Source organism: Sphaerochaeta sp., from assembly GCF_050256055.1.
In the GTDB taxonomy this organism is placed as follows: Bacteria; Spirochaetota; Spirochaetia; order Sphaerochaetales; family Sphaerochaetaceae; genus Sphaerochaeta.
Map to the genome: position 1 here is coordinate 60,032 of NZ_JBFWIJ010000001.1, position 18,422 is coordinate 78,453.

The following is an 18,422-nucleotide window of genomic DNA, read 5'->3' on the forward strand; positions in this document are numbered from 1 at the left end:
TCATTTGAACAGCGCACTCATTCCCTCATCTCTCACCAAGGCCTGCATCTGGGCATCAGTCGGCCGTACAATCGGCTTTCCGGCAGCTTTGAGCAACATGGGCAGCAAATGAATATCACCGGTGCTGTTGAGAAACACCTGCTCATGGGAGAGAACATACTGCACAGCCTTCTCGATGGAAGCTTCCTTGCTCAGTGCATCGTACCAGGTGCTGAAGGTTTTCTCCTTCTGTCCGTATTCTCCACGTGCCAATGATTTGATCGTCTGTACGGCTATCTGCTTCTGATCGCACACCGCAAGCAACAGCCGAACATGTTCGGCGTACTGAGGATTCTGCATCATCATATAATTGAATGGGAAAAGAACAGAATCGAAATCATAGACGTCCAGACTTTCCAAATGCCTCTTGGGTGCATCGATTCCATGACCAGTGACCCCGATGAACCGAACCAACCCCTCTTTCTTTGCCTCGATGGCCGCCTCAAGGGCTCCGCCTTCTTCCATGGCGGTCGTCCATTCCTGTTTGTCGACAAGGAAGTGCAGCTGCCAGAGATCCAGATAATCGGTCTTCAGTCGGGAGAGTGATTGCTTCAGCTCCTCCAAGGCTTCCTTCTTGGTCCGCATTCCAGTTTTGGATGCAAGGAAGAAAGAATTGCGATGCTGCTTCATCCAAGGCCCGATCCGAAGCTCTGCATCACCATAACTCCGGGCGGTATCGATATGATTTATCCCGTTGTCCAGCAAGAGTGCCAAGGTATTGTCCGCTTCCGCTTGGCTTACTTCCGAAAATGCGGCGGCTCCAAAGATGACCCGGCTGGAACGATGTCCGGTTTTCCCGAATTCCTTGTACTGCATGCATAACCTCCCATGGTAGATATACAAAGCCCGTAGGCCTTGTATATCATACCACAGAATTCCTACTGCAGGGCAATCACACTCTGATCGTAATCCTTCGGGGCCTCGAAATCGAGCAGGTTCATGCAAGTGGCTGCGATGCTGCTGATCCCCAAGCCGGATCGGAGCTCTGGTGCATACTCTCCCTGATACGAACTGTCGCAGATGATGCAGGGAACCGGATTAAGCGAGTGGCTGGTCTTCGCTTTCGGATCTCCATTGGTCTTGTATTGCACACTCCCATCCTTGGCATGTTCGTACATGTCGTCGGCATTTCCATGGTCGGCGGTGATCACCATGACCCCACCGGCCTCCATGACGGCTTTGTGCAATCTGCCCAATTGCAGATCCAATGCTTCCATCGAACAGACAACCGCCTCGAAATTACCAGTGTGCCCAACCATATCCCCGTTGGGGTAGTTCAGCTTGATGAAATCCCATTTCCCGCTTGCCACTTCAGTGATCACGCGGTCAGTGATTTCAGCGCATTTCATCCAAGGGCGCTCCTCGAACGGAATAATGTCACTGGGGATTTCCACATATTCTTCCAGCTTCTCATTGAACTTTCCGCTCTTGTTGCCGTTGAAGAAATACGTGACATGTCCGAATTTCTGCGTCTCGCTGATCGAGAACTGTCGTACCTGTGCACCACACAGATACTCAGCCATAGTCTTGTCGATAGCCGGAGGACTCACCAGATATTGACTGGGGACATGCAAATCGCCGTCGTATTCCATCATTCCGGCATATTCCACCTTGGGCCGACGCTTACGGTCAAACTCTGTCAGGTTTTCCGCCTCAAATGCCTTGGTGATTTCCAAAGCACGGTCGCCACGGAAATTGAAGAGAATGACACTGTCTCCATCCTCGATGGTTCCAACCGGCTTTCCATCCTTGGCAATGACAAAGGGGGGAAGGTCTTGGTCAATGGCCTTGGTTTCCTCACGCAGGGTCTCGATCGCCTCATGGGCACCGACAAACTGCCGCCCTTCTCCCAGGACATGGGTTTCCCATCCCTTGCGGACCATATTCCAGTTTGCGTTGTAGCGATCCATGGTGATGACCATACGGCCACCGCCACTTGCGATCCTGGCATCAAATCCATCGGAGTTGAGGGAAGCGAGGAAAGTCTCAAACGGATCAAAGTATTCCAGGGCACTGACTTCTCCGACATCACGACCGTCAAGCAGGGCATGGATGCGAACCTTTGCAACCCCATCCTGCTTGGCCTGTGCAACCATTGCCTTGAGGTTGTCGATATGGGAATGGACGTTTCCATCACTGAGCAATCCAATGAAATGCAGGGTGGAATCCTTGGCCTTTACATTTGCAATCAACTTTTTCCAGGTTTCACCCTCAAACATGGCCTTTGATGCTATGGAATTGGCTACCAATTTGGCTCCCTGGGCGAATACCCGACCGCATCCCATGGCATTATGCCCCACCTCGCTGTTGCCCATATCATCATCACTGGGAAGTCCGACTGCCAGGCCATGGGCCTTGAGCTTGGTCCAAGGATTGTTCTTGTACAGCTTGTTCAGCGTTCCGGTAAGAGCACTGGCCACTGCATCACCTTCTTTGTATTTTCCGAATCCAACGCCATCCATGATGACCAAGACTACCGGCCCTTTGCGGGAAATCTTTCCCATTTTCTTCAATGCTTCAACCATGCCTATCTACTCCTTACTCGTATTTACAGTGTTACAGACGTGCGGTGGCTTGCTTCAGATACTCCAAAGCCTCTAAATCCACCAAATCTTTCAATTCCTCATACACCCAGCGATGATAGGAATCAACCATGGCTTTTTCTTCCGCACTGAGCAGACTCACCTCGATCAAATCCCGTTCAAACGGACAGAGGGTGAGCACTTCAAAGCTGTAGAATTGGCCAAATTCGGTCTGTATGTCCTCTCTGACCGCAACAATGTTCTCGATGCGGATGCCGTGCCGGCCTTCCTTGTAGATTCCCGGTTCATCACTGACCACCATCCCCTTCTTCAAAGGCACTGCAACCGGTTTCGGGCTGATCACCTGCGGTCCTTCATGGACACTGAGCCTGAAGCCGATGCCGTGTCCGGTACCATGGAAATAACTCATGCCTTGTTTCCAGAGGAACTGGCGGGCAAGGATGTCCAGCTGGTATCCGGTGGTACCCTCGGGGAATCGCATCGAGGCAAGTGCCAGATTTCCCTTCAAAACCAAGGTATAATCGCGCTTCTGCTCCTCGGTGGGAGTCCCGAAGAGTATGGTCCGGGTCACATCGGTCAAACCGAAGGTGTACATACCCCCGGTATCGAGAACCAGCAGACCGTTTCCCTGCACCACCTTGTTGCTTTCTTCCGTAGCACTGTAATGGCACATGGCGCCATGTTCAGCCCAACCGCTGATTGGGGCGAAGGATTCACCGATGCAATCGGGATTACGAAGTCTCTGTTGCTTGAGCAGGTCGGATAGTTCAATTTCCGTATAGGAACCGCGGGTACGATCGAGGCGTGAAAGGAAGTTCACCAAGGCTACCCCATCCAACAGGTGAGCCCGTCTCAGGCCTTCCAACTCCGTATCATTCTTGCTCGCTTTCAGGTCGGTGGTGAAATCCCGCCCGGTGACTGCTTTGCGGCCCTTCATCGCTTCGTATAAGGCAAGATTGATCTTCTCCGGGTTGTAATACACCACCGAATCGTGGGCAATGGTCTGCTCGATGGTGGAAACAACCTGCTGGTAATCAAGCACGGTGAAATCTTCCTGGACGGCAGCCAAAAGGTCGGAGGAAAACCGAGAGGGATCGGTGAAAAGCCAAGCCTGGTCTTTCCCCACCAAAAGATAGGAAAGGAATACCGGAGTGTAGGAGACGTCGGATCCCCTGAGGTTGGTAAGCCAGGCAATGTCATCCAGACTGGAGACCAAGGTATAGTCGGCTCCTTTCTGCACCATGGCAAGGCGGACCATCGTCAGTTTCTGGATCCGGGAGAATCCCGCAATCTCAACGGGGAGATCCACGACAGGCTGCGAGGGAACCGCAGGACGATCGAGCCAAATCCTGTCCAGGAGATCGGCTTGAGGCACCAAAACCAGGGAATCGGCGAACGTCTGCTCCAAGGCAGCCTTCGCAAAGACCGTAAGGGTCGTTTCATCGAATCCGACTTTGGCACCGTTATCCAGATGTTCCTTCAGGTAGGTATACGGATCGGGATATGAGGGGGTATCGACTTTCATCATGACAAAGCCGGATCCTTCGATCTGTTGCTGGGCTTGGATGAAATACCGTGAGTCGACCCACAACAGAGCCTCATCCTTGGTGATGACGACCGTCCCCGCACTGCCGGTGAAACCGCTGATCCAGGCACGGGTCCTCCAACGCGGACAAACATATTCACTCTGATGAGGGTCGGTTCCATTGATGACCCACGCATCAAGCTGTTTTTTTTCAAGAAGGGAGCGGAGAAGCGCTACCCGTTCGTCAATGATGGACATTCTGAACTCCTTTTCGCCGATGCAGGACAAGGGCGAAGATGATACCAAACAAGATCATGGCTAGGCAGAAAAGTTGGCCGAGGGAAAAATTGAAAAAGGATTGGAAGATGGCGATGTTGTCCGATTCCTTTCCCAAGGCAAGAATATACCCGAGATTCTCATCCGGTGCCCGAAAGTACTCGAGTACGAATCGTATGGATCCATAGCCGATCACATACCAGGCAAGACCCATGCCTTCGCTCATCTTCTGGCGTCTCGGCCTGATCACAAACCAGAGGAACAAAAAGAGCACAATCCCTTCAAACAAGGCTTCGTACAATTGGCTGGGATGCCGGGGTAGATTGACCATGGCTCCGTTCTGATACGACAGCCCTAGGGTATCGGCAACCGTACGAACCCATGCATAGTTCGATGAAAACGAGGGAGCATTGGGGAAGATCATAGCCCAGGGTTTGGTTGATACCCGGCCGAACAGCTCACCGTTGATGAAGTTTCCCAACCTGCCGAAGGTATAGCCCAACGGAGCAGCATACCCGACGGTGTCGGCAAGCGCAAGGAACGAGAAGGCATACCGTTTGCTGAATACATACCCTCCGATGATTGCACCAACCAAACCGCCGTGATAACTCATGCCGGGAAGCCCGACGAAACGGCCGTCCTGGAATGGCCAGAAGATCATCCAAGGGTGCGTCCAATAGTACAGGGTACCATCATAGAACAAGACGGAAAACAGGCGTGCGCCAAGGATCAGACCCACAATGCAATAGAGCACCAAATTCAAGCTTTGGTCGGCATCCAGGGAGATTTCCCCCTTGCGGCCCTGTATGCGTATCAACAGATAGGCAAACGAAAAGGCCACCACATACATCAAACCATACCACCGGAGAGGCAGACCGGGTATGATTTCCGGTGAAATCCAACTGGGGAAGGCGATGAATTGGGTCATGGGGCAAGTGTAATGTGCATCAAAGGTGTGGTCAATACTGCATAACCTAGCCGTTTTTCCCGTGATACTGTATATTTGCCATATGAGAAGAACACTACTACGTAGGCTCAGCCTTAGTTTTATAACCTTGTTGATATTCCTTCCCGTCTTTGCCGGTGGCTCGGTGGAGCAGTTGCTTGCATCCGGTCTGCCTTCCTCCACCCAGACGGACAAGATAGCGACGGACATGGCCTCGCTGACCTCCCTCTATCGATATGTCGATTCCATCTACATCGATGAGGTGGACAAACAGAAAATGTTCGATGATCTGGCATCAGCGCTCATTGCTTCCTTGGATGATCCCTACTCATTCTATGTTCCACCATCCGAGGCGAAGCAATATCAGGAAGATACCACCGGCATGTACGGGGGAATCGGGACCTATCTGAACAAACCATCGCCCGATTCCAAGGACCCTGCAGATCCCGCCTCCTACATGATCACCATCATCTCCCCCTTCCCTGGTTCTCCCGCCCAGCGAGCAGGATTGATGGCAGGGGACCTGATCAGCCACATCGATGGGGAAAAAGTCGATGATCTGACCAGCTATGAGGCGAGCATGAAACTTAGGGGAGAACCCAATACACCGGTTACCATCACTGTCTACCGAAAGGGAACGTCCTTCGACCTGACCCTCAATCGGGAACCCATCACCACCCCGACGGTTGACAGTGCAGTCATTGAAGGAAATATCGGGTACATCATTCTTTCCGAATTCACCCCACAGACCGGCAGTCAGCTCCTTGAACATGTACAAAAGTTGATGAAACAGAACATCACCGGTCTTATCATCGACGAGCGGAATAATTCAGGCGGCGCGGTCGACGGAGCGATGCAATCAGCAAACATCTTTCTTAAGGACGGACAGACCTTGGTAACCATCCAAGGGAAGAAAGGTACGAACCGAGATCAGCGATATGTAGCTACCGGAAACACGGTTGTTCCCCAGACGCTGCCTATCGTCATTCTTGCCAACGGTGGGTCGGCTTCTTCGTCGGAAATCTTTGCCGCAGCCATGAAGGACAACGGCAGGGCCACCTTGATCGGCACCAAGACCTTCGGCAAGGGAATCGTTCAGGATGTCTTCAAATTCGGCGATGGTTTCGCCCAGGTGACAACCGCCCACTACTATACCCCCAAGGGAGAGAATATCCACAAGAAGGGTATTGAACCGGACATCCAGGTCGACGATGCACAGATACGTGATGAGGAAATTCCTGCATACGAGCAGTTGATGACCGACAAAGTGATCAGCACCTATGTACAGGAACACCCTGATGCAACCGACCAGAACATCATCGCCTTTGCAGAAGAGAACAAGGATCGGGGAATCAACGCCGATGCATTGAAGCTTCTGGTCCGCAATGAATACCTGTCCAAAATTCCCTATGACCAACGGCCGATCGCCGATCCCACATTCGACAACCAGCTGAAAAGAGCGGTCCAGTTCATACAGGAAGGGAAATGAGACAGTTCATACTTCCTTCCTCCTATCATGGGGAAGCTACCTTTGCTGTTGAGGGAAAGGAAAGCCAATACCTATCCAAGGTACTTCGGTTGAAAGTAGGCCAACAGTTGCTCGGTCGGGACCAAGGGGGGGGGAAGTACATGCTTACCCTCCAGGAGGTCACCAAAAACCGCTGTCTGCTTTCCTGTGCCAAGGTGGACCAACAGGATGAGGTCACTTCCACCGACACGCTTCCGGCCTACCGTGGACCTTACCCAAACCTGACGTTGCTCCAATGCCTGTGCAAGGGAAGAAAGGAGGAACAGATCTTCCGCCAAGCAACGGAAATCGGGGTTTCCTCCCTGGCCTTGGTATCCAGCCGGTATTGTATTCCCGACTTATCGGAGAAGAAGGAGCATGCACTCACCTCCCGTTTCGACCGCCTCGAAGCACAGGTAAAGGAAGCGCTCCAACAAAGCGGTTCGCCGCTTTCCACCACCATGGTTCCGCATATTCTTCCCCTTGAGGAAGTACCGAAATGGTGGAACAACCGTGGTCTTGCGTTGTTTTTCCACCAAAGTGAACGCGAGCAACCCCAACCGTCACTCACCAAGCTTCTCTCTGATCATCCCATCGAGCGGCCCATCGCCGTGCTGGTCGGACCGGAAGGAGGCTTCAGTGATGAGGAATGCACCTTTTTGGAGGAGGCGGGATTTCATGCAGTATTGCTGAAAACCAACATCCTCAGAAGTGAGACCGCTGGAGTCTATGCTCTCTCTGCAATCCAGGTTATCTTGACTGAGCGGGAAACTAAACCGGTACACCTCTAGAAACAAGAGTAGAGGACAAGGAAACGGAATTTCAAACTCCTTGATGGGAATACACGAATACAACATCATTGTCTCACTTCTATGCCTCGAGCATTCCTATAAATTCGTGATAGGAGTCATCGCATGTCTTTGTTCATCCTCTCCTCGGATTGGCGACTCAAGGAGAAATGTAAACTGCATCTCAGCCACTCGTATCTTCGTGAATTCACGATTGCAGAAAAACTCTTTTCCGCACTGGAGCAAGAACAGCCCGAAGTCCTGCTTGTCGATTGCAAATTGGCCCGTACCACTCAACGTATTGTCCTTTCCCAGCTACAGGCCCAAGGGTACCAAAATGCATTGATCATCTGCAGGGAAGGCGGGCAGAACATCGATCCATCCATACTTGCGTATTTCAACCCGATTGTGATGGAACGCAATCGTTTCAATTACCCACTGTTGTTCACCCATCTTGCTGCATTGCTGCACGAAACACAGGAAGTCCAGGAATCCGTTGCATACCATCCCTGCGGTTTGATAGGCGACAGTGACAGCATGGCATTGGTTCGCGAGCAACTGGTAAACTATGCAAAGCAAGATTGTGCGGTGCACCTGTTCGGGGAAACCGGTACGGGCAAGGAAGTGGCGGCAAATTATCTGCATACCTTGAAATTCCCCAGCCGAAACATCGTATCGGTGAATTGCTCGATCCTTTCCGATGCATTAGGGAATTCAATGTTCTTCGGACATGCCAAAGGCGCTTTCACCGATGGCAGGAATGAGCTGGAAGGATTCGTCCAACAAGCGGACCGAACCACACTCTTCCTTGATGAAGTGGAGACTCTCTCCGTACAATTCCAGGGACATCTTCTCCGGCTGTTTGAAAGCGGGCAGTATCATCGATATGGAGATACCAAGATGCATGTCTCCGATTTTCGGCTGATCACTGCATCAAACGAGAAATTGTCGGATTTGGTCGACCGCAATGCAATGCGGAAGGATTTTTTCTACCGTATTTCCGATGCCAACATCTCTCTGCCCCCACTACGGGACCATAAGGAGGATATTCCGAAAATCTGTTCCTATTTTCTTTCCCAGGAAGCTCCGGGAAAGGAGTTGGCCAAGGAGGACCTGCCGCTGCTCCAATTGTCAAACTGGCCGGGGAATGTGCGCCAACTCTTCTCCACCCTTCGACGAAGCGTGATCAAGAGCGGTGAGGATCCCTTGGTGCATATCGACGTGGAAGACCTTCTGGCATGAGGCCTTCAGAGAGCAAGAACCGCTGGGGGAGAAGCAACTCCTCCTTAGGCGGCATTATCCTTTGAAAACGGGAAATATAAGGACGGAGCCTCAAGCCAAGCATACCAAGAAATTGGTCCATTGCTTGTCGGCCTTGTGAACCAGTGGCTCCACCTTCATCAGGGAACCAACCGAAAAAAGTCATACACCCTTCATTTGCAGTATTTGTAGCCTGTTTTTATATTAATTACAAAGGGGATGCAACCAAAATATGTTCTTTGAGCATTTCCGGTACGGTGAGCCCATTTTTCTTGAATTCATCGAGCAACATGCTTTTGGTTGTCCTAAGGTGTTCACGGATTGCTTTTTCAGCACCATCAGGATCTTCTTTGCTCAATAGTGATAGCAACTGATGATGACTGTTTAGAACCTTTTCAGTACCGGGAGAAGAATAGATGTAGTACATGCTGTAAAACGTTCCCAAACGAATAAGTCGTGAGAACTCATGAATCAGCAAAGAGCTGTCGGATAACGCAACCAATGATTCATGAAAGTCGTATTCGAGATTCCAGTTTCCCTGCCCATCAACAAAGGTGGAATCGAGCGTCGCAGCCTTCACCAAGAGTCGTTCATAGTTGTCCCGGACAGCTTTTCCGCAATACAGGCGTGCCGCCTGGCATTCCAATGCTTCGCGTACGATAAGATGCTCATAGATTTCTTTCAACCCAAAGGGAGCGACAATGGTTCCTTTTCTTGGAATAGTGACTAAATAGCCTTCCAACTCCAATTGAATGACCGCTTCCAACACCGGAGCTACACTGACGCCAAGTTGCGTGGCAAGTGATCTTCGGTTCAGGAGGGTCCCTGGTGGCAATTCCTTTGAGATCAGCATCTGAAGTAGGATTGAGTACACCTCATTTGCAAGAGAGGTTTTTTTGCTCTCATGCTTTCTACGAGGATCGACCATACCACTGCGGATGTTTTCAACTGCTTTTTCTCGGGGGACCACAGAGACCTTCCTTTTCCGTTTACCATATCCTTTGGTTTCTTATACTGTCAACACAGAGAGTGTATTTATAGTTGTTCCAGTACTTTCACTCCTGTGATCTGATACCGATCCCGCAATTCACGCAATTCCTTTTTCAGCTTCTTTTCCATTTCAGAAGTAAGAGGAGAGAAAGGTCTGCGACTGTATCCGGCATCCACAGTATTCCAACTCAGAATTCTTTTCATACTGGCAAAGAAGGGATAGGAAAGCACCAAGAAGATGATTTGATCAGCCTGAATCTGTGCTTGCTGAGCCGCTGCCAAATCTCCTGCTGCATGAGCCCTCACAATACGTTGGAATAATTCAGGAATGATATTGTAGAACGAACCGATGATTCCATCAGAACCAAAACTCATTCCACTGAGTGCCATTTCATCACACCCGCTGTAAACCATGAAGTCTTTGCCTATCTCTTCCTTGATTCTCAAAATTTCATGATGTGTAGTCGCCGTATACTTGATGCCTTTCACATTCTCTATGGCAGCCAGCTTCTGTATAGTCGAGAAATCCACCAAACCAGCCAAGGCAATGTTGTAGACGATCATAGGCAGGGGTACCGATTCGCTGATATCCCGATAATACCCGATGATTTCCTCATTTGAGAATTTCCAATAGAAGGGAGGTACCGAGGAAATGGCATCTGCTCCCGCCTCATAGGCATGTCGTGCTAAATCGATGGAGGAATCCGTTCCGATGTCACCAACATGCACGATGACGGGAATACGACCATTGACCTCTTCCAAAACCGTCTCCACTACTTGTTTCCGCTCTTGATTGTTCATAAGGAAGGTCTCACCGGTACTACCGGTCAAATACAGACCATCAACCTTTTGGTCCAACAAGAATCGCGCCAGGGAACGCTGACGCTTTTCATCAAACGCTCCATTTTCGGTAAAACAGGTCATCATTGCAGGGATGACCCCCCGTATTTGCTGAATATTGTACGTACCCATGCTCTTCATTCTCCTCTCTTCACTTTCTGATAAGATTTTGTATCCATCAAATGACATGCTACATAATGCAGATTTCCCTCAATTTCATATGGCTGCAGGAGGGGTTCCTCGGTCCTGCACCGATCCATGCAATACCGACAACGGGGATGAAACGAACAACCGGAAGGAGGATTGACCGGACTGGGGACATCTCCCTCCAAGACGATTCGCTGTTTCTTGGCATCCAGATCAGCCAAGGGGATTGCAGAAAACAGTGCCTGTGTATACGGATGCATCGTATGGTCATAGAGTCCTTGTGTCGGAGCAAGCTCTACAATCTTCCCCAAGTACATGACGGCAATTCTGTCACTGATATATTCAACCACCGATAAATCATGCGTGATAAAGATATACGTGAGATTCCGTTTCTCCTTGAGTTCAAGCAGCAAATTCAATACTTGGGCTCGGATGGAGACATCCAAGGCACTGACAGCCTCGTCACAAATAACCAATTGCGGATCAACACTGAGCGCTCGTGCAATTCCTATTCGTTGCCGCTGTCCACCGGAAAACTCATGAGGATATCGGTCCATATATTCCGGCCGCATATTGACCGCTTCCAATAAATCTCCGATCAATTTCCGTTGTGCAGCTTTCCCATGGATCCCGAATCGATTCAAGGGATCTTTCAATGAGGTGAAAATCGTGAATGCAGGGTTCAATGAAGAATAGGGGTCCTGAAAGACTATCTGCATCTTTTTACGGTATGCCCCCATACTTTTTTCATCCAGCTTGAGAAGATCGACCGATTCAGCCTCATCATGATACAAAACTGAACCTTGTTGGGATTTCACCAACCGCAACAAGGTTTTCCCCAAAGTCGATTTCCCGCATCCCGATTCACCGACCAGTCCGAGCGTCTCCCCTTTATATACCGTAAAACTCACACCATCCAATGCTTTCACATGACCGACAGTCGATCGAAATACACCTTTCTTGACGGGAAACCAAGTTTTCAGATTGTTCACTTCCAGCAGAATTTCTTTCTGTTGTTCAGTTTTCATTTCCCTGGCCTCCTTCATACCTAACGCAACGCGCAGAATGGGTTGCACTGAGTTTGGTCATTTCAGGAAGACAAACATCACAGACTCCTTCCTGGAAATAATCGCATCGTGGGCCGAACTGGCAACCACTCGGACGATCATACGGATCCGGTGTCACCCCTCGTATCGGCTGCAAATCCTGTGCCCTGCCTCTGCCCAGCACAGGAATGGAACGAAGCAAAGCCTCGGTATAAGGGTGACTGGGTCTACGAAATACATCTTCCAGTGTTCCCTGTTCAACCACATTACCCATATACATGACCACAACATCATCCGCCAACTCACTGACCACTCCCATATCGTGGGTGATCAACATGATGGCAGTATTCCGATTTTCTTTCAGATGCATGATCAATTCAAACACTTGGGCCTGAATGGTTACATCAAGTGCCGTCGTAGGTTCATCAGCGATGAGGACACGGGGATCGCAACTCATTGCCATGGCAATCATCGCTCTCTGACGCATGCCACCGGAGAACTGATGGGGATACTCATGTACCCGCTGTTCAGGCAAAGGGATTCCCATGTCCTTCAACAATGCAACAGTTCTATCCTTTCGTGCTTTTCGTGTCATATTCCTATGGTAAAGTAGATTTTCCTCAATCTGATACCCTATGGTGTATACCGGATTCAGACTGGTCATGGGATCTTGGAAAATCATTGCCAGTTTAGACCCCCGAAGCGACCGCATAACCTTTCCATTCCGTTTTTGCTGATCTATACGAATGGGACCTTCTTCGTCGAAATAGGTAATCTCACTGCCTTCCTCTATCCTTGAGAATTCGGGAAGCAGTTGCATGATGGAACTCGCTGTAACACTTTTCCCGCATCCCGATTCACCGACTACACAAAGCGTCTTTCCTTTCTTGATATCAAAAGAGACTCCATTGACAGCTTTGTTACACCGTCCATTCTGATAGAAATAGGTTCGAAGATTCTTTACTTGCACCAATACATCAGTATCCATGTCTCACACCCTCATCCTTGTTGTGAAGGATCCGCAGCATCCCTCAGCCCATCTCCGATGAAATTTATTCCCAATACAAACAAGGAAATGACCACCCCAACAGGCAACCAGAGCCACCAATAGGATTGCAGGACATTCAAATCATTCGCTGCATTAAGGATATTTCCCCAAGTTGCGATCTGCAGCGGAACCCCCAAACCTAGAAAACTCAATGCCGCCTCCTGAAGAATGAACATGGCGGTACTGAGTGTGATGTTTACCATTATGGGCCCTAATGCATTAGGAAGCATATGCTTGTAACAGATAACCAGAGGATGGATCCCAAACGCCTTCAAAGCCTGGATGTATTCTTCCTCTCGGATGGACAGCATCTTGGCTCTCGTCATGCGGTACATCGACCCCCAGCCGGTGGCAATGAATATAAATATCAGATTCCGCATGCTTTGCCCTACAATTGAAACCAACAGCAGTACAAGGATGATCTGGGGAAAAGACATAAAAATCTCAGAAATCCGCATGAACAACTTGTCAAGCAATCCTCCACGGTATCCACCGTACGTACCAACCAAGACGCCAATACATGCTGCTCCAATGGCACTTCCGAAACCAACCAGAATGGAGATCCTGCCTCCATACAAAACACGGGAGAAAACATCGCGCCCCAGTTTGTCTGTACCAAATAGATGTTGGAATGAAGGGGGATTCAATATAGCTTTCAAGTTGATCGAAAGTGGGTTGTAGGAAGTAAGCAAAGGGGCAAAAACGGAACAAGAGAGAATTATCAAGAAGATGATTAGTCCTGCCACCGAAAGTTTGTTCCTAAGAAGCTTTTGCGTCCCCCTTCCTCCCTTACGGATTCGGATTGTCTGCATCTCCTCGGCTTTTAGTATCGTATCCATCATTCGGTTTTGTCGTGCTTGTCGACTCAGAAATATCTGCATCTCATCCTCCTAATCCAACTGGACCCGAGGATCCAACAATGCGGTAAGCAAATCAATGATGAAACTGGCAACCAAGACGGCAAATACGGAGAAGAGAGCAATCATCATGACCAAAGGATAGTTTTGGCTCCTTACCGCTCCTAAAAATTCATTGCCTACCCCAGGCCATTGAAAAATCTGCTCAATCACCACAGATCCACCGATGAGCATCGGTAAACGAAATCCGATCAACACAACAACAGGAGTAAGGGCCACCCTGAATCCATGGACCAAGTTGACTCTCCATTCCGGAAGGCCTTTGCTTCTGGCGGTCTTGATGTAATCCTTATTGATTGTGTCCAGCATGCTGGATCGTGTATACCGCATGACACCTGCGGTCATGGTGATACCCAACACCACAGCAGGGAGCACTAGGTTTTTCATATGGTCCCAATAGATGGTGTATTCGGGGCGAAGCCTGCCCCCGATGGGCAACCAACCCAAATTGATGGAAAAAACCAACAACGCCACCAAACCGAGAAAGAATTCAGGAATGGAAACCCCGATCATACCGGCTACCGTAAAAATCCTATCGATGCTACGGCCTCTTCGTACTGCACTTACCAGGCCTAGGATGGTACCGAATAAAGTGGATATACAAAGAGCAGCGATGGATAACTCAAGGGTTGCAGGAAGCCGGGAAAATACGATGTCCTTGATGGGAACCCCGCTGGTCAGACTATAGCCAAAATTACCCTGCACCACACCCCAAAGCCAATGTAAATAGCGGACAAGAAAGGGATCATTCAAACCAAGCGATGCACGCAAGGCAGCAAGTTGAGCCTGGGTCATATTGGCCATCGCTTCAGGACTTGCCATAAAGGAAACAGCATCTCCAGGAGTAAGCTCCAAGCCCAAGAAAATTAGAAAAGTCATGACCAGGAGCATGGGAATTAGGGTAAGAATTCTTCGAATCGTATAGGAAATCATGCTTCCGTTGCCTCCAAACAGAAAATCAAACATGATATCCGGGAAGGATTGCTCCCTCCCGGATGGTCGAGGGCCAATGTTACGGTTTTACAAACTTGTTCACAAAGAACAGGCGGGTATAGCGGATATCGACAGGAGTAACTTTGATATTCGGCATTTTTTCCAAAGCCAGAACGTCTTCCACACTCTTGGTATACGCATAGTCCAGCTGTCCTGCAGCAGCATTCTTCACCAAGTTTGGATCACTTTCTCCGGAAGGATACATCTGGATCTCATCAATTTTTGCCTTACCTTTGTAATATTTCTCGAACGGTACAAAAGTCGCATAATTGTTCATCTGGATGTCCTTTACCTTGAAGGGACCGGACCCGATTGGATTTTGCCAGAACGCAGCTTGCTGGAATTGCATGGGATCGACATTGGCAAAATATTTTTTGGGCAGCGGTGGGAACTGAGTGAAGCACAGCAAGGCATTCGGATCTGCTTCCTTGTAGGTAAAGGTAATGGTACGCCCATCAATGGCGATGGAATCAATCTTCTTCAGCATGGAAGAGAATACTGCATTCAAAGTAGGTACCTTGGCTGCAAACTCGTAGGTCCACTTCACATCGTCAGCGGTAATCTTCTCACCATCATGCCAATAGATATCGTCACGCAACGTGAAGGAAATCTTCTTTCCGTCATCACTTACCGAGTAAGATTCAGCCAACTCACCCTTTGACGGAGTCAGGTTGACATCTGCAACAACAAGATGGTCGAACAGAACCTTCTGGCTCATATACAATCCCGGATTGAGGAACGGAGTCTCGACAAACTGTACTGGACCCCCATTGGTCTTCAGAATCCGCTTGCCGGAAGCATCGGCGGGAACGGTCCAATTGATGATGTTCCAATCATAGTTGAATTGTTCGTTCCCATAGCCTGCCCCTGCTCGGTCCAGACGAGTACTCTGCGCTACAAACACCTGCTGATAATACAGGGGAATTGCAGGAAGATTAGCATTCTCATATTTCTGGACTTCATAGAAAGCCTTTTTCTGGGCTGCAGGATCGACCACATGAGTTGCGTTGATCAATTTGTCATATACAGGATCGCTAGGAGTATGGGAATTCGAACCTCCACCAGTCAAGAACCGATCATAATACTCGTTCATTGAAAGGGCTCCGATGGCAGCATAAGCCATATCCCAATTTACAGCTGAGGGGCCATTCACAGGATCGGCAGGGGGAACCCATAGTTGTGATGCAAGATCACCTTCCAACTTCCTGAAGGTCATTTTCATTCCGACATCAGCCAAATAAGCTTGAACAGCCGTCATCAGATCAACCGTCATTTGGTCTCCGTAATAATATACAACATCCAATGTATAATTGGGATCCCAACCAGCACTCTTGAGCAATTCCCGGGCCTTGGTAGGATTATAGGAATAATTCTCCAATCCGGGCACCTTCCAATCACCATTGGGAGTCAAACTGTTTGCTACAAGGGCTTTTCCACTCATCAGGTTGTCGACTATCGCCTGCATATCGATGGCATAGGCAATTGCCTGACGTACTCGAACATCTGCCAAAGGGCTTCCCGTCTTGACGGCTTGTGCTCCTGGGGCCGATACCACAGCAGTTTCTTTTGTCCCTGCTCCTATCAGGCAGGTCAATGAAACGATCATCACCAGAACAGTCACCAAGAATTTCTTCATGTGATCCTCCTTAAATATCTTGTGATATATCAAGCGTACCACGAATCCAAAACTTGTCAAGAAATTGGTTGGTGTAATTTACCAATCAATTTCGAAGCGATCCCTCCCTAGTTTTTTCGCCTGATAGAGTGCTTGGTCCGCCCGCTTGATCGCCTGTTCTTCCGACTGATCATCAGGATGGAAGGAAGATATACCGATGGAAATGGAATACGAAAGGGAAATCCCCTCGCTTGCCAGCATGGTCGAACGTGCAGTGGCAAGCAATGTTTCGGCCAACGCTGAAATCATTTGCTCCGAGCTATCGGGACAAACCACGAGGAATTCATCACCTCCCCAACGGAACAAGGCATCCCTGGAGCAGACCACCTGCTGGAAAGCTTTGGTGAGACGGACCAAACTACGGTCACCAATATCGTGGCCGTAGGTATCGTTGATATGTTTGAAATGATCAATGTCAAACATGGCCACCAAAACAGGCTTCCTTTCCTTTTTATACGTGAAGAAGGCATTTTTGAGTACAGTAAGGCCATACCGGCGATTACCGACTCCTGTCAGCGTATCCCGGTTCGCCTGCTCAAGCAGAATCTTCTCATTTTGCTTGTTCGCCCTGCGTTCCAGTAATACAAGCAATAGGGAATGCAGGAGAAACAATGCGATGATTGACGTGATGAGAACAGGTATGTATCGTTTGACGATACTGTTACTATCATTTGTGCTACTGTCGATGTAAAGCGAAAGATCGTCGAGATGAATACCCATCGCGACCACCCAATCAAAATCCTTGTACAGTTTTGCATAGGTAAGTTTCTCGGAAATCACCGTACTGTTCATCTTCTGGAAATAATAGGTAAAAAACAGTTCACCCGACTGCTTCACTCCTTCAAGTTCAGTTTTATACGGCGTACCGCCTTTTATATCGGTCATCTTGGTTGAAAGACTCATTCCCACCGTATCCCGGAGATTCGGATGGATGCGACGGATCGCATAATCATCCCCGCCTGCATAGTTCTTGATTTCATTGACCCAGATATAGGAATCCTCAGAATATCGTGAGTTGTAAATCTCCTGCGCAATGTTCTGCTTCACCTCTTCATCAATTCGGTCTTGGGCAATACCGAAGAATACCGTATACGAACCATTGGTGTGCAATGCATGAATCTTGTACAGAGGAAGCAAACGATTCAAACTCTCAATACGAGTCTGAGGCTCTTGCACTTCATGCTGGTTGTCAAACACCAACGCCCCTGAATTCTTATCCCAAACAAGAAGAGTCCATTCTTTGAGCGAGGGACGCTTTGCCATTTCAGTGATACGTTGCATATATGATTCCGAATGCAGGGATTCGAGGAGGAGTTCATCCTCCAATACGGCAAGCTCATTCTGGTACTTGGTCTGCAACAACGAGCGCTCTGCATCGATGCGCCGAATTTGGTTGTTCACGGTATCATAGAGAAACTGGCGCTTCAGATTCTCAATGGTCCGGGCGGTATTGGTCGAATAAATGGTTTCAACCTGGTTGAGCGTGACTAAGGAAAAGATCAGCAAGACCCCGGTCGAAACAAGAATCAACAGCGTACTCATCCACCATGACCTTGCGTGCATACCCATCCCCTTTGTCTGTACGATACCACAGCAAAACGGTTCGAACAACCAAGCAATACAAACCGGTTATCCACAAGTTGTGCCGGTAACACTGGATGATTTCGCACCCATTCGGCGACAGTGCTAACTCCCATTGCATAGGTACTTACACAGGTATACAGCACGAAGGAAAGGTTGTGGATAACTTGTTGACAACTCGTTTATTTCCTGCATCGAAACATCTTGCAACAGACAATAAAAACCCAATGAAACCTATATAAGACTTCAATTGAAGTTGTGAACTAGGATTTTATTTATTTCCATATAAAATAATTATTTG

Annotated in this window: 15 protein-coding genes; 3 read left to right on the forward strand and 12 right to left on the reverse strand. The window is 49.0% G+C overall.

Features of this window, described 5'->3' with window-relative positions:
• The 4 genes from AB7C91_RS00230 to lgt form a co-directional block, all read right to left on the reverse strand.
• Positions 1 to 855 carry an aldo/keto reductase gene (locus AB7C91_RS00230; RefSeq protein WP_332447424.1) on the reverse strand — a complete coding sequence of 285 codons (855 nt, stop codon included), beginning with the start codon at positions 853 to 855 and terminating at the stop codon, positions 1 to 3.
• Positions 856 to 917: 62 nt separating this feature from the next.
• Positions 918 to 2,564, reverse strand: a complete 1,647-nt coding sequence (gpmI, locus tag AB7C91_RS00235; protein ID WP_332447425.1) for a 2,3-bisphosphoglycerate-independent phosphoglycerate mutase — start codon at positions 2,562 to 2,564, stop codon at positions 918 to 920.
• A gap of 31 nt (positions 2,565 to 2,595) precedes the next feature.
• Positions 2,596 to 4,365 carry an aminopeptidase P family protein gene (locus tag AB7C91_RS00240; protein ID WP_332447426.1) on the reverse strand — a complete coding sequence of 590 codons (1,770 nt, stop codon included), beginning with the start codon at positions 4,363 to 4,365 and terminating at the stop codon, positions 2,596 to 2,598.
• Entirely contained in the window at positions 4,352 to 5,311 is a 960-nt protein-coding gene (lgt, locus tag AB7C91_RS00245) for a prolipoprotein diacylglyceryl transferase (RefSeq protein WP_428588378.1), read from the reverse strand. Before lgt ends, AB7C91_RS00240 begins: the two co-directional genes overlap by 14 nt.
• An 82-nt stretch (positions 5,312 to 5,393) precedes the next feature.
• Between lgt and AB7C91_RS00250 the strand changes: the two genes are divergently transcribed.
• The 3 genes from AB7C91_RS00250 to AB7C91_RS00260 all read left to right on the forward strand — a co-directional run bounded on the left by AB7C91_RS00250 (position 5,394) and on the right by AB7C91_RS00260 (position 8,866).
• A complete protein-coding gene (locus AB7C91_RS00250) occupies positions 5,394 to 6,818 on the forward strand; it encodes a S41 family peptidase (RefSeq protein ID WP_428588381.1) in 1,425 nt (474 codons plus the stop codon).
• Positions 6,815 to 7,627: an RsmE family RNA methyltransferase gene (locus AB7C91_RS00255; protein ID WP_332447429.1), complete on the forward strand. Its 813-nt coding sequence runs from the start codon at positions 6,815 to 6,817 to the stop codon at positions 7,625 to 7,627. The genes AB7C91_RS00250 and AB7C91_RS00255 overlap by 4 nt, the downstream gene beginning before the upstream one ends.
• Before the next feature lie 123 nt (positions 7,628 to 7,750).
• Positions 7,751 to 8,866: a sigma-54-dependent transcriptional regulator gene (locus AB7C91_RS00260; protein ID WP_332447430.1), complete on the forward strand. Its 1,116-nt coding sequence runs from the start codon at positions 7,751 to 7,753 to the stop codon at positions 8,864 to 8,866.
• Between the two features lie 226 nt (positions 8,867 to 9,092).
• Here AB7C91_RS00260 and AB7C91_RS00265 read toward each other — a convergent pair whose 3' ends face one another.
• The 8 genes from AB7C91_RS00265 to AB7C91_RS00300 form a co-directional block, all read right to left on the reverse strand.
• Positions 9,093 to 9,812 (reverse strand): GntR family transcriptional regulator, encoded by a 720-nt coding sequence (locus AB7C91_RS00265; protein WP_332447477.1) that lies wholly within the window; start codon positions 9,810 to 9,812, stop codon positions 9,093 to 9,095.
• 107 nt (positions 9,813 to 9,919) lie between these two features.
• The gene (locus tag AB7C91_RS00270; protein WP_332447431.1) at positions 9,920 to 10,846 is read right to left on the reverse strand and encodes a dihydrodipicolinate synthase family protein; all 927 of its coding nucleotides are present in this window, start codon (positions 10,844 to 10,846) and stop codon (positions 9,920 to 9,922) included.
• Between the two features lie 5 nt (positions 10,847 to 10,851).
• Complete coding sequence (locus AB7C91_RS00275) at positions 10,852 to 11,889, reverse strand: oligopeptide/dipeptide ABC transporter ATP-binding protein (protein WP_332447432.1); 1,038 nt, start codon at positions 11,887 to 11,889, stop codon at positions 10,852 to 10,854.
• Positions 11,879 to 12,895 (reverse strand): ABC transporter ATP-binding protein, encoded by a 1,017-nt coding sequence (locus tag AB7C91_RS00280; protein WP_332447433.1) that lies wholly within the window; start codon positions 12,893 to 12,895, stop codon positions 11,879 to 11,881. The genes AB7C91_RS00275 and AB7C91_RS00280 overlap by 11 nt, the downstream gene beginning before the upstream one ends.
• A gap of 11 nt (positions 12,896 to 12,906) precedes the next feature.
• Positions 12,907 to 13,836: an ABC transporter permease gene (locus AB7C91_RS00285; RefSeq protein ID WP_332447434.1), complete on the reverse strand. Its 930-nt coding sequence runs from the start codon at positions 13,834 to 13,836 to the stop codon at positions 12,907 to 12,909.
• A 9-nt stretch (positions 13,837 to 13,845) separates the two neighbouring features.
• On the reverse strand, positions 13,846 to 14,838 hold the full coding sequence (locus AB7C91_RS00290; protein ID WP_332447435.1) for an ABC transporter permease: 993 nt from the start codon (positions 14,836 to 14,838) through the stop codon (positions 13,846 to 13,848).
• Between the two features lie 46 nt (positions 14,839 to 14,884).
• Positions 14,885 to 16,501, reverse strand: a complete 1,617-nt coding sequence (locus AB7C91_RS00295) for an ABC transporter substrate-binding protein (RefSeq protein WP_332447436.1) — start codon at positions 16,499 to 16,501, stop codon at positions 14,885 to 14,887.
• Positions 16,502 to 16,579: 78 nt separating this feature from the next.
• Positions 16,580 to 18,103: a diguanylate cyclase gene (locus AB7C91_RS00300; protein ID WP_428588389.1), complete on the reverse strand. Its 1,524-nt coding sequence runs from the start codon at positions 18,101 to 18,103 to the stop codon at positions 16,580 to 16,582.
• Positions 18,104 to 18,422 lie beyond the last annotated feature (319 nt).